At 51.9% G+C, this 13,014-nt stretch carries 11 protein-coding genes; 9 read left to right on the top strand and 2 right to left on the bottom strand.

From position 1 onward, the window contains the following. Positions 1–46: 46 nt before the first annotated feature. The 5 genes from aroQ to ACFQ1T_RS02850 all read left to right on the top strand — a co-directional run bounded on the left by aroQ (position 47) and on the right by ACFQ1T_RS02850 (position 4,172). The gene (gene aroQ / locus ACFQ1T_RS02870; RefSeq protein ID WP_275357328.1) at positions 47–484 is read left to right on the top strand and encodes a type II 3-dehydroquinate dehydratase; all 438 of its coding nucleotides are present in this window, start codon (positions 47–49) and stop codon (positions 482–484) included. A gap of 32 nt (positions 485–516) precedes the next feature. Continuing rightward, positions 517–969 (top strand): acetyl-CoA carboxylase biotin carboxyl carrier protein, encoded by a 453-nt coding sequence (gene accB / locus ACFQ1T_RS02865; RefSeq protein WP_379073850.1) that lies wholly within the window; start codon positions 517–519, stop codon positions 967–969. 112 nt (positions 970–1,081) lie between these two features. Then, complete coding sequence (accC, locus tag ACFQ1T_RS02860) at positions 1,082–2,431, top strand: acetyl-CoA carboxylase biotin carboxylase subunit (protein WP_194749586.1); 1,350 nt, start codon at positions 1,082–1,084, stop codon at positions 2,429–2,431. Between the two features lie 2 nt (positions 2,432–2,433). Further along, positions 2,434–3,336 carry a 50S ribosomal protein L11 methyltransferase gene (gene prmA, locus ACFQ1T_RS02855; protein ID WP_194749585.1) on the top strand — a complete coding sequence of 301 codons (903 nt, stop codon included), beginning with the start codon at positions 2,434–2,436 and terminating at the stop codon, positions 3,334–3,336. Further along, a complete protein-coding gene (locus ACFQ1T_RS02850) occupies positions 3,327–4,172 on the top strand; it encodes a DUF3426 domain-containing protein (RefSeq protein ID WP_194749584.1) in 846 nt (281 codons plus the stop codon). The genes prmA and ACFQ1T_RS02850 overlap by 10 nt, the downstream gene beginning before the upstream one ends. An 11-nt stretch (positions 4,173–4,183) precedes the next feature. Here ACFQ1T_RS02850 and ACFQ1T_RS02845 read toward each other — a convergent pair whose 3' ends face one another. Next, the gene (locus ACFQ1T_RS02845; RefSeq protein WP_379073847.1) at positions 4,184–5,089 is read right to left on the bottom strand and encodes a hydrogen peroxide-inducible genes activator; all 906 of its coding nucleotides are present in this window, start codon (positions 5,087–5,089) and stop codon (positions 4,184–4,186) included. 321 nt (positions 5,090–5,410) lie between these two features. Between ACFQ1T_RS02845 and katG the strand changes: the two genes are divergently transcribed. The 4 genes from katG to mutY all read left to right on the top strand — a co-directional run bounded on the left by katG (position 5,411) and on the right by mutY (position 12,377). After that, positions 5,411–7,591 carry a catalase/peroxidase HPI gene (gene katG, locus ACFQ1T_RS02840; RefSeq protein WP_313984416.1) on the top strand — a complete coding sequence of 727 codons (2,181 nt, stop codon included), beginning with the start codon at positions 5,411–5,413 and terminating at the stop codon, positions 7,589–7,591. A 208-nt stretch (positions 7,592–7,799) separates the two neighbouring features. Continuing rightward, positions 7,800–8,603, top strand: coding sequence for an undecaprenyl-diphosphate phosphatase (locus ACFQ1T_RS02835; RefSeq protein ID WP_194749581.1), 804 nt, complete (start codon positions 7,800–7,802; stop codon positions 8,601–8,603). 19 nt (positions 8,604–8,622) lie between these two features. After that, positions 8,623–11,310, top strand: coding sequence for an AsmA family protein (locus tag ACFQ1T_RS02830; RefSeq protein ID WP_379073844.1), 2,688 nt, complete (start codon positions 8,623–8,625; stop codon positions 11,308–11,310). Positions 11,311–11,333: 23 nt separating this feature from the next. After that, positions 11,334–12,377, top strand: coding sequence for an A/G-specific adenine glycosylase (mutY, locus tag ACFQ1T_RS02825; RefSeq protein WP_379073842.1), 1,044 nt, complete (start codon positions 11,334–11,336; stop codon positions 12,375–12,377). Positions 12,378–12,395: 18 nt separating this feature from the next. On the opposite strand, the gene ACFQ1T_RS02820 is transcribed toward mutY, so the two are convergent. Beyond that, complete coding sequence (locus ACFQ1T_RS02820; protein WP_194749578.1) at positions 12,396–12,878, bottom strand: hypothetical protein; 483 nt, start codon at positions 12,876–12,878, stop codon at positions 12,396–12,398. Positions 12,879–13,014: the final 136 nt, after the last annotated feature.

Genomic DNA, 13,014 nt, shown 5'->3' with positions numbered 1-13,014 from the left:
TTCGACGCCATGAAGGTTGTATTTTTCTCTTTGAGAGGCATCTGAAATGGGCGCCAAATCCATCCTGGTGATACATGGACCCAACTTGAATATGCTGGGGACACGTGAGCCACAGCACTACGGTAGCCAAACGCTTGCAGATATCAACCAGCATCTGCTGGAATTGGCGCGAGCCGATCAGGTACGTCTTGAATCCTTTCAGAGCAACTCTGAGGCGGAGATCATAGAGAAAATTCATGCATTGTCTGTGAACCGGGTGGATTACGTCATTATCAATCCTGCCGCCTTCACACATACTTCTATTGCCATCAGGGATGCCCTTTCGGCAGTGAACATTCCATTCATTGAAGTGCATCTCTCCAATGTGCATGCCCGTGAGTCATTCCGGCATCATTCTTATTTCAGCGATCTGGCGACCGCCGTCATCTGCGGTTTGGGCGCAGAGGGATACTACGCCGCCTATCGCTACATCCAACAACGCTAATAACATTTAAAACATTTACATTCGAGGCTTATATGGATTTACGCAAACTCAAAAAACTGATTGATCTGGTCGAGGAATCGGGGATTTCCGAGCTGGAACTGACTGAGGGTGAAGAGAAGGTACGTATCAGTCGCGCCATGGCACCGGGTGCTGCACCAGTGACTCAATATGTCGCTGCGCCTGTTTCCGCGCCTGCATCGGCACCCGCAGCCGCCGCTGCTCCCGCCGTTGCAGCGGCAGAAGTGCTAGAAGGCACGGTAGTTAAATCACCGATGGTCGGTACGTTCTATCGCGCGTCTTCTCCAGATGCAAAAGCGTTCGTCGATGTTGGTAGCACTGTCAATACAGGGGACACCCTGTGCATTATTGAAGCCATGAAGCTGCTCAACGAAATTGAGAGTGAATATGCGGGCACGATTAAAAAGATTTTCGTTGAAAACGGGCAGCCTGTGGAATACGGCGAGCCTCTGTTCCTGATTGGTTAATCGTGATGGTTGAAAAAGTACTGATTGCCCGTGGCGGCGACCAGCAGCCCTCTGCGGGTTTCGCAGCAACGAAGTTTAATTGTCTAGCGGCTATTGAGACGCGGAGTAAATAATGTTCGAGAAAATCCTGATTGCCAACCGCGGCGAAATTGCCTTGCGCGTGCAACGTGCTTGTCGTGAGTTGGGGATTAAAACGGTAGCTGTGCACTCTGAGGCTGACCGTGATGCCAAATATGTCAAGCTGGCCGATGAGTCTGTCTGTATCGGTCCAGCACCTTCTGCAAAAAGCTACCTGAATATTCCTGCCGTGATCAGTGCGGCTGAAGTGACGGATGCGCAAGCGATTCACCCTGGGTATGGCTTTTTATCCGAGAATGCCGACTTTGCCGAGCGGGTTGAACAAAGCGGTTTTGTCTTTATCGGCCCCCGCGCAGAGACCATTCGCCTGATGGGTGACAAGGTGTCTGCCAAGGACTCCATGAAAGCGGCGGGTGTGCCATGTGTGCCTGGCTCAGATGGTGCGCTGAATGATGATCCGGCTGAAATCATTAAAACGGCCAAACGCGTAGGCTACCCGGTGATTATTAAAGCAGCGGGTGGTGGCGGTGGTCGTGGCATGCGCGTGGTGCATACCGAAGCCGCCTTGCTCAATGCGGTCAATATGACCAAAGCCGAGGCACAGGCTGCCTTTGGCAACCCGATGGTTTACATGGAAAAATTCCTTGAAAACCCGCGCCATATCGAGATCCAGATTCTGGCTGACCAGCATGGCAACGCCGTGTTCTTGGGTGACCGCGATTGCTCCATGCAGCGCCGCCATCAAAAGATTATTGAAGAAGCACCCTCACCCTTGTTGCCAGAAAGGCTGCGCGACAAAATTGGTGAGCGTTGTGCCGAGGCCTGCCGCAAGATTGGTTACCGTGGCGCCGGCACCTTCGAGTTCCTGTATGAAAATGGCGAGTTCTACTTTATTGAGATGAACACCCGCTTGCAGGTGGAGCATACCGTCACTGAAATGATCACGGGTATCGACCTGGTTCAGCAGCAGATCTTCATCGCTGCCGGTGAGAAGCTGCCGTTCCGTCAGCGCGATATCGTGCTCAATGGCCATGCCATCGAATGCCGGATTAACGCCGAGGATCCTTATACCTTTGTGCCTTCACCAGGCTTTATCAATCGCTTTCATATGCCTGGCGGCCCTGGCGTACGCATGGATACGCATGTGTATGGCGGCTATACCGTGCCACCGCATTATGACTCGATGATAGGCAAGCTGATTACACACGGTGCGACACGTGAACAGGCGATTGCCAGAATGCGCGTGGCCTTGTCCGAGATGTATGTCGAAGGCATTAAAACCAATACTGCGCTGCATTCTGATCTGATGGCCGACTTGGCTTTCCAGCAGGGCGGCACCAGCATTCACTATCTGGAGCAGAAGCTGGGTATCAGCTCGAAATAATTTTGCATTGGCTGTTACTTAAAATTCAATCAACCGAGCCGCAGGCCGAGGCACTCAGCGATGTGCTGATGGAGCAGGGTGCGTTGTCCGTCAGCATTGAAGATGCGCACGCTGACACCTTGGCCGAGCAGGCAATTTTTGGCGAGCCGGGGGATCCCCCGCCCGGCATATGGCAGCAAAACATTGTCACGGCCATGCTGGATGCAGAAGCCGATGTCCAAGGTTTACTGGCCCGTGTGCAAGCCGAGCTGCAACTGGACGGTCTTAAATATCAGTTAGAGCAGATCGAGGAGCAGGATTGGGTGCGGGCCACGCAAGCCCAGTTTGACCCTATCCGTGTGACCGATAGATTGTGGATCGTGCCTTCCTGGCATGAGGCCCCGAATGCGGAGGCGATCAATATCGTGCTGGATCCGGGCCTGGCATTTGGCACCGGCAGTCATCCGACCACGCATTTGTGTTTGAGCTGGTTGGCGCAATTACCTGAAACACTGTTGCGCAGTGCCAATGTCCTTGATTACGGATGTGGCTCAGGCATTTTGGCCATTGCCGCCAAAAAACTGGGCGCCAACACCGCCACAGGCGTTGATATTGACCCGCAGGCAGTGATTGCCAGTCGTGATAACGCGCTCAATAACCAGGTCGAGGCCATTTTTTATGACTCTGCCGAATACCTGCATGAGCCGTTTGATCTGGTCGTGGCTAATATTCTCTCCAGCGCCTTGATGGTGCTGGCCCCAGTCATTGCCAAATCTTGCAAAACTGGCGGTAAAGTTGCATTATCCGGCATATTGGAGAGCCAGCAGCAGATGTTGCTGGCGCATTATGCCGAGTGGTTTGAAATGGATGCCCCCATCCAGCAAGATGGATGGGTCTTGCTGACGGGAACCAGAAAATGTCCTTGATTACGGCCTGCCCGGCCTGCCAAACACAATTTGAAGTCACTGACGAGCAATTGCAGGCCTATGCTGGCAAGGTGCGCTGCGGTGAATGTGATCATGTGTTTGATGCGCGCTCGCATTTGCTGTCGTCATCTGCTGCCACTGCTGCAAGCGAGGCGGTATATCCCCAGCCTGCCAGCGATGCCGCGATTTACTTTCAGGTCAGTGCCGAGGCCGCACAGGCGCATCCGGTGCCTGACGAGCCGTTTGAAGCAGTCATGCCGGAGCTGTCTATTCGGCCTGACGAGGCGATTGAGCCTGAAATCCCAGCTTTTCTGCGTGACGTTTCACTCGAGGATGAGCGCCCGCAATCCCGGGTGACGCCCGCCACCCCTTGGGCATATAGCCTGCTTTCTGTCCTGCTGCTGGTGACTTTTTTTCTGCAAACACTGTATTTCTCTCGCACCACGCTTGCCGCCAGTTACCCGCACACCAAACCATGGCTGCAAACGCTATGCAAGCCACTGCATTGTGAAGTGGGTTTGCCTAGGGATATTGCGCAATTGACGATAGATGATGCGGATATTCAAGAGCACAAGACACGCGCCGGCGTGCTGGTGTTTTCCAGTGTGCTCATGAATCACGGTGAGGTGAGACAGGCCTATCCGATGATAGAGCTGACTTTGACCAATACGGCAGATGAACCGGTATTGCGCAAAACGCTCAAGCCGGAAGACTATCTGCCTAAGACTGTCGATGCCAGCAATGGCTTGGCGGCCTTGCAAGAGCAGTCTGCCAAAGTGTTGTTAGGCGTAGACGAAAAACTGGTAACGGGTTTTCGCGTCGCCATCGCCTACTAGTTTTTGTTCATCTAAACCGGGTCAATCTGTTGTTGCGCAGCGCCCACGTCAGCCATCACTTTTCCTAATATTTCAATCGCTTCTTTGCGCACAAAACTTTTGCGCCAGGCCAGCGCAATACGTCGACTAGGGGCAGGGCGGGTAAACGGGATCACGCGAATCAGCGCGTTCTGATAGCGCGCCGCAGTTGCCATGGCTGGCAGCACCGTGATACCCAAGTTCGAAGCCACCATATTTCTGATTGTTTCCAGCGAATTGCGCTGTAACACTTCGCCTTTACGGCTGAGCTCGGGGCAAGCCTGGGTTACCTGATTGCTGAAGCAATGCCCGGTGTTGAGCAATAACACTTTCTCCTGGCTCAATTCATCCGCCTCGACCGATGTGCGCTTGGCCCAGGCGTGACTCACGGGTACGACGACATTAAAGTCCTCGTCATACAGTGGCAAGGTTTCAATGCCCGGCACATCAAACGGTAGGGCGACTACCGCCGCATCGATGAGCCCGTTTTTCAGCTGCTGCTCCAGGGTCGCCGTGATGTTTTCCTCAACCTCCAGCGGCATCTGCGGCGCCACCTGGATGAGTGGCGGAATGATTTCGGGTAACAGATAAGGCCCGACAGAGTGAATCATGCCCAGCTTGAACAGGCCGTTCAGCGGATCGTTACCGTGTTTCGCCATCTCTTTGATCTTGGCTGCTTGCTCCAGCACGATATTGGCTTGTGCAATAATCTGCTCACCAATTCCGGTGGGGGTCACCTCGTTGCGGTTACGTTCAAACAGGGAGACACCCAGCTCTTCTTCCAGTTTTTTGATGCCCAGACTGAGCGCCGGCTGGGTCACAAAACATTTTTCTGCTGCGCGCCTGAAGTTTCTCTCTTGCGCCACCGCCAATACAAACTTTAATTCAATCAAGGTCATTTGCTCGTCTCGCTGTTTTCACCATCACTAGTCTATATTCATTAGTTTTATTAATCAATAATATCAAAACATACAATTATACAAATTAAATGGTGCGCTCTAGAATGCGATGCATGGATGACAACATAAGGAGACAAGATGTGGACCTGGCTTAATCAGGAATCAGCCGTGTGGCAGGAAACTTTAGCCGCTTACGCTGCCAGTTTTTAACTCTGTAGTTTATTTTATATCAAATTATTATCGTAACAATCAAGGCGTAGTATATTTGAGTCTTGATGAATTTTTTGCCGCACTCATCAATTAACAACAAGGAGCTAACACATGCAGAATCAAAACACGGGCGCCAAGTGCCCATTCGCGCATGGCGCAATCACGACAACCGCACAAACCAATACGAATTGGTGGCCGAACGCCCTCAATCTGGATATCTTGCATCAACATGACCGTAAAACCAATCCGCTTGGTGAGTCATTTGACTATAGACAGGAAGTATCCACGCTGGATGTAGATGCGCTTAAAAAGGACATGCATGCCTTGATGACGGACAGCCAGGCATGGTGGCCTGCAGATTGGGGTCATTATGGTGGCTTGATGATTCGCATGGCCTGGCACGCCGCCGGGACTTATCGCGTAGCAGATGGCCGTGGTGGCGCAGGTACAGGTAACCAGCGCTTTGCACCACTCAACAGCTGGCCTGATAACGTCAACCTAGATAAAGCGCGCCGCCTGCTGTGGCCGATCAAGAAAAAATATGGCAACAAGATCTCCTGGGCGGACCTGATTGTACTTGCGGGCACGATTGCTTATGAGTCCATGGGCCTCAAGACTTTCGGATTTGCTTTTGGCCGTGAGGATATCTGGCACCCGGAAAAAGATATCTATTGGGGCAATGAAAAAGAGTGGCTGGCAAAAACCGGTAGCGAAGGTAGCCGCTATTCTGGTCAGCGTGACCTCGAAAACCCGCTGGCTGCCGTGATGATGGGCCTGATTTATGTGAACCCGGAAGGCGTGGATGGCAACCCTGATCCGCTGAAAACCGCGCAGGATATCCGCGTTACCTTTGCCCGCATGGCGATGAATGACGAGGAAACGGTTGCGCTGACGGCAGGCGGCCACACAGTGGGCAAAGCACACGGTAACGGCCAGGCCAGCAACCTTGGTGTCGACCCGGAAGCCGCCGACGTACATGAGCAAGGGATGGGTTGGAACAACCACACCAGACGCGGGGTGGGCCGGGATACGGTGACCAGCGGCATTGAAGGTGCCTGGACCACACACCCGACCCAATGGGATAACGGTTACTTTGCCATGCTGTTTAACCATGACTGGGAACTTAAAAAGAGCCCGGCCGGTGCATGGCAATGGGAGCCCGTGAACATCAAGGAAGAAGACAAGCCAGTCGATGTCGAGGATCCTAGCATCCGTTATAACCCCATCATGACAGATGCGGATATGGCCATGATCAAGGACCCGATTTACCGCAAAATCTCGGAGCGATTCCGTGACGACCAGGCGTATTTCTCTGAAGTGTTTGCCCGTGCCTGGTTCAAGCTGACACACCGTGACATGGGTCCCAAAGCCCGTTACATCGGCCCGGATGTGCCGCAAGAGGATCTGATATGGCAAGATCCGGTGCCTGCAGGTTCAGCCATCAGCGAGACAGACATTGCTGCACTCAAAGCACACATTCTGGCGAGCGGCTTAAGCACCGCAGAACTGGTCGCGACCGCTTGGGATAGCGCACGTACTTTCCGTGCCTCAGACTACCGCGGGGGCGCAAATGGTGCACGTATTCGTCTGGCGCCACAAAAAGACTGGGTAGGCAACGAGCCCGTCAGACTGCAAAAAGTGCTGACCGTGCTCGAAGGCATACAGCAGGGCTTTGGCAAACCTGTCAGCATCGCTGACCTGATTGTCCTCGGTGGTTCTGCTGCCGTTGAGCAAGCCGCCCAAGCCGCCGGAGTGAACATCACAGTACCGTTTGTTGCAGGCCGTGGTGATGCGACGGCAGAGCAGACAGACATTGAGTCTTTTGAGGTGCTGGAACCTGTGCATGATGGTTACCGCAACTGGCTCAAGGCCGACTACGTGCCCTCGGCAGAAGAAATGCTGCTGGACCGTACCCAGCTGATGGGTCTGACTGCACCAGAAATGACCGTCCTTGTGGGTGGGATGCGTGTGCTGGATACCAACCACGGTGGTAGCAAGCACGGTGTATTTACCGATCAGCCCGGTGTGCTCAGCAATGACTTTTTTGTCAACCTGACCGATATGCGCTACACCTGGGTGCCTGCTGGCAACAACCTGTATGAAGTCCGTGAGCGTGACACAGGTGCAGTTAAATGGACGGCTACCCGTGTGGATCTGGTGTTTGGCTCCAACTCCATCCTGCGTTCTTATGCCGAGGTGTATGCACAAGATGATGCCAAGCAGAAGTTTGTGCACGACTTTGTCGCCGCCTGGACCAAGGTCATGCATGCGGATCGTTTTGATCTTAAATAATTAAAAATTTCTGTGACTCTGTCGTCATGCCAAGCGCCTTGAGGGATCAAGGCGCTTTTTTATTAATGGCTTAGTATGTAGGCAGACATTGGTCATGATGCGTATCACGGACATTTGCCAGGCGTAAGCAACGTGCTCCCATGTATTTTCAATCGTGAAATTTCTATGGCCACGGCAAGTCTGCAAAACTGTCTGTTAGAATAACTGCATGGATATCTATTTGATGCTGAAGGCCGTGATCATGGGCCTGGTCGAAGGCGCGACCGAGTTTATTCCTGTGAGTAGTACAGGGCATCTGATCATTACCGGGGAGTGGCTGGACTTTCTCTCTAAAGATAAACGTGATGTGTTTGAGATCATCATTCAGCTGGGCGCGATTCTGGCGGTCTGTGTCGAATACCGGCAACGGCTCTGGCATACCGTACAGCGCATTCAAACGGATACCAACGCCCAGCACTTTGTGCGCAACCTCATCATTGCTTTTTTACCTGCCGCCTTGATTGGCCTGGCATTTCATCACCAAATTAAAGAATATTTATTTTCCTCCTTCACCGTTGGCATCGCACTGGTCGTGGGGGGGGTATTAATTTTGCTGATTGAAAAATTTGTGCCAGCAGGTAATACGCGTGATATTGACCAGATTTCAGCCAAGCAAGCCTTGCAGATTGGCTTTGCGCAATCGCTGGCATTGTTTCCGGGCATGTCACGTTCAGGCGCGACCATTCTGGGCGGCATGTTTTTTGGCCTAAGCCGTCAGACCGCGACTGAGTTTTCATTCTTTTTAGCCTTGCCCATCATGTTCGCAGCCACCGGGCTCGACCTCTATCAAGCCCGTGACTTACTGTCTGTGGACGATGCATTGATCTTTTTGATCGGTTTTGTGGTCTCATTTTTGTCAGCCTTGGTGGTGATTCGCGCCCTGATCCGATTTGTCGCCCAGCATTCGTTTGCCGTGTTTGCCTGGTACCGTATCGTGTTTGGCATTCTGGTGCTGGTTTTCTTTGCACATTAATTTGTTTTAAGGTGTATGCATGAACCGTGCGCTGTTTAAAAAGGTAGCTTATGTGTTTGCCGCCATCCTGGCGGTGTTGCTGTTGCTGGTGGTTTATCTGGCGGCGACGTTTAATCCTAACGATTACAAGTCCACCATCATTCAACTGGTCAAAGACAAGAAACAGCGTACGCTAGACATCAAAGGTGACATCAAGCTGAGTTTCTGGCCAAAAATCGGCGCCGATTTAGGTGAAATCAGCTTGTCCGAGCATCAGTCAGAACAACAGTTTGCGGCGATTAAAAGCGCAAAAGTGGCATTGGCCGTGCTGCCCTTGCTCAAAAAAGAAATTGTCGTCGATACGGTCTATCTGGATGGCGCGCAGGTCAATGTCATCCAGCATGCTGATGGCAGCTTCAACTTTGATGATCTGCTGAGCAAAGAGGAAGAAGAGTCCCAGCAGATCAACTTTGATGTGCAAGGCATTAAAATCACCAATACTGAGGCCAGTTTTACGAATGAGAAAAGCGGTGCCAAGTATTCAGTTGACCAGCTAAACCTCACCACCGGCCAGGTGGCACTGAAAAAGCCGTTTGATATTGCCACCGATTTTCATCTGATGGCAAACCAGCCCGTCGTGGATGCCAAGGCGTTGATTAAAGCCAATGTCATGGCCGATCCGGAAGCCAAGCACTTTGCGATCAAGGGTTTGGATGCGCAGCTCAAAGGCGCCTTGCTAGATGGCCAGGCGGTGACGGTCACGGCGCAAGGGGGCATTGATGTGGATGCCGCTAACACTGCCCTGGATGTTTCTGATCTCAAGCTGGCGATGCAAGGTACTTTTAAAGGTGCCGAGCGCGCAGTCAGCCTGCAGGCGCCTGCGCTTGCCGTCAATCCGCAACTCATCAGCAGTGACAAGGTCACCTTGTCACTCAAGCAAAAAGATGCCAACGGCGATCTCGATCTGGCCGTGGTCTTGGCCGAATTAAAAGGCAACCAGCAAACCGTCGAAAGCAAAGGGTTGACCGCGGATGTTAGTCTGAATGCCGGTGCACGCAAGGTTGAAGGGCATTTTGCTTCGCCTGTGACCGCCAATCTGGCCGACTTGATGTTTGAAGTGCCTGCGCTGGCAGGCAAATTTGATATTAAAGACCCCGCCTTGCCGAATGGAGCCATGCAAGGGCAGTTCAAGTTGGCCCTCAACGCCAACGTAAAGCAAGAGCAAGTTAACTCCACCTTTGATTTGAGCCTGGCGGAAACCAAGCTCAATGGCGATGTGCGCGTGGCAGGGTTTGCGACGCCGCATATCGGTTTTAAAGTGCACGCCGACACCTTGAACCTGAATGCGTTGCTGGGCAAGGCCAAGCCTAAAAAAGAAACCGTTGCCAGCCCCAATGCCAATCGCGCACAAGCAGACAAGCCTGCCGATTTGAGCGCTTTAAAAATCTTATTCCTTGATGGCAGTATCAATATTGGCAAGATTTTATACAGCCCCTATACCCTGACTGGCTTGAACGTGGGCATTAAAGCCGATGGCCAGAAACTGGCCTTGCAGGGCCTGGATGTCAAATTGGACGACAGCCGTATCCAGGGCAATGTTGGCATTAGCCAGTTTAGCAAGCCGCTATATACCTTTGATATCAACATCGACAAGCTGGATTTGAACCGTTATCTGCCTGCTGAAGCCAAGGCGGGCGAAGCGACGGCCAAGTCTGCCGAGAAAACCGCGCAAGCGGAGCAGCCGCTAGATCTGTCTGCCTTGAAGGCGCTCAATGCGCAGGGCAACATCCGCATTGGCTGGTTGAAATATGGCAAAACCGAAGCCAAAAACCTCAATATTGGACTGAAAGCACAGGAGGGCTTGGCTAGCCTGGATCCACTCAATGCCGATGTCTATCAAGGCACGGTGCGCGGTGCCGTCAAGCTGGATGCACGTGCCACGCCTGCAGTCACCATACAGCAAAGCCTGCAAAACATCGCTGTCGGCCCGTTGTTAGTCGATACCATCAACAATGACATGCTATCTGGTAACGGCAATTTGAATGTGAACGTGACTGCGCAAGGAAATTCGGTGACTGCATTAAAAAAGTCACTGGGCGGCTCGGTTGATTTACGCATGGCCGATGGCGCCGTTAAAGGGTTTGATCTGGCCGGGACCATCCGCGAGGCGAAAAGCAAGCTCAACTTGCTCAAGGGTCAATCCAGCGCAGACGCAGATAAAAGTAAAAAAACCGACTTTAGTGAGCTGACCGCCAGTTTTAATATTAAGAACGGCGTAGCTCACAATGATGATCTGGCCATGAAGGCACCGGTTTTTCGTTTGACCAAAGGCGAAAGCAAAGGCGATATTGATATAGGCAAAGAACAGATCAACTATCTCGCCAAGCCTACTTTGGTGAATTCGCTCAAGGGGCAGGGCGGTAAAGAGGCTGAGCAATTAGGCAGTCTCGGAATTCCGGTGAAGGTCACCGGTAGTTTTAGTGCGCCAAAATTCGGTGTTGATATGGCGGCTTTAGGTCAGGCACTGGCCAAATCGGTGGCTATGGACGCCTTGACTGAGAAAATCGGCGGAGACAAGGCCGAAGCCCTTAAAGGATTGCTGAATGGAAAAACGCCGGGGAATAGCGGCAGCGAGGCTGCCAATCCTGAAGGTGGTAATAGCACTGAGCCTGCCAAGCCCGTTGACCAGCTCAAGCAAAAAGCACTCAAAAAGCTGCTGAATTTTTAGGGCCAGCAGATAAGCGTTTAAGTGTGAGTGATTTTGCAGAAAAACTGATCGCCTGGCAGCAGGCGCATGGCCGCCATGATTTGCCATGGCAGCAGACGCGTGACCCTTACGCTATTTGGGTCTCAGAAATCATGTTGCAGCAAACGCAGGTATCGGCGGTCATTGCTTATTATGATCGGTTCATGCAGCGCTTTCCTACCATTGCCAGTCTAGCCGAAGCCGAGCAAGATGAAGTCATGCGGTATTGGAGTGGTTTAGGCTATTATTCGCGCGCGCGCAACTTGCACCATGCCGCCCAAACCATTATGCGTGAGCATTGTGGTATTTTTCCAACAGATTTTGACACCATCCAAACTTTAAAAGGCATCGGGCGCTCAACCGCCGCTGCCATCAGTGTGTTTGCATTTAACCAACGGCAAACCATTCTGGATGGCAATGTGAAGCGTGTGCTGGCACGCTTATATGCCGTTGAAGGCTGGCCAGGGCTACCAGACGTAGAAAAAAAACTCTGGCAAATCGCCGAAAGTGTGTTGCCTAGCCAAGGCTTGCCCGCCTATGTGCAAGGGTTGATGGACTTTGGTGCGACCCTGTGTACGCGTAGCAAACCAAATTGTCATCGTTGCCCGATGCAGGCGAGTTGTCTGGCGTATCAGCAACAAATGGTCTCTGTGTTGCCTGCCCCCAAGCCTCGTAAAGCCTTGCCAGAAAAACAGACCACGGTATTGATGATTTTAGATGCCGGGGAAATTTTGCTGGAGCGACGGCCGAACCATGGTATATGGGGCGGTTTGTGGAGTTTGCCTGAGTTGTCCCCCAGTGCGCTTGCCGTTCCCCATGTAAAAACTACCTTCGACATGGATGTGGAGCCACTGGAAACATTGCCCGTGCTCTGGCATACCTTTACACATTTCAAGCTTGAAATAACGCCACAGCCACTGCTATTGCAGGGGAAACGCCCGCCACCAGCGCCCAATCAGCAATGGCTCGCCTTGGAGGATGCTGTCGCCGCAGCGTTGCCAACGCCAGTACGCACGCTGATCAAAGAGCTTCAGCAATTACGCTTTTAAATGCGTAGGCCTGCAGCTTTAGAGATTGGCTAGACGGAAAACATGGCTGGCCAATTCCCGCTGATTGTTTTTGAGATGTTGTAACAAGGCGTGCCCTCTGTCAGGCTTCACCAACGCTTTTTGGTAAATCAGCGGCAATTCAAAAATAGCGATTTCACGCTCTACGATGTTCAATGTCTGATGCTTGGAGCTTTCAAGCACATCAAGCAGTTTTTCATACACGTCATCTTGCACACGCGTATAAGGAAACAAAATCCAGAAGTCTGTCCCTTCCCGGCCTACCAGGTCAGATCTTCTAAAAGAGTTTTGCAGATCATGGGTTAACGACGAGAGTTGACGCAAGGCCTCAGGCGCGCCGTAGGCCTCACCCAAGCTATTGTCATCGCCATAAGCAATTTTAACCAGGGCAATATTAAAATCCTCAGAATGCCTGATCAGCACTTGGCATATCCAGTCCAAGGTCTCTACAAAGCGACTACATAACTGAATGTCCGAAATCATTCTCTTCCCCTGCGGATGCGCTTCACTTAAATAAAGGCGCAAGTGTAAATTTAAATAAGGTGCAAATTGTTCCTATGCTAGCAGAAAGATATATTGATGTTGATGGGAAATCAGCTAAAAAACGGTAGCAATTCAA

Origin of the sequence: Methylophilus glucosoxydans (assembly GCF_042676145.1) — a bacterium.
Lineage (GTDB): Bacteria > Pseudomonadota > Gammaproteobacteria > Burkholderiales > Methylophilaceae > Methylophilus > Methylophilus glucosoxydans.
Note: the sequence above shows the minus strand (reverse complement) of the source record. Positions and strands in the feature narration are given on the sequence as shown.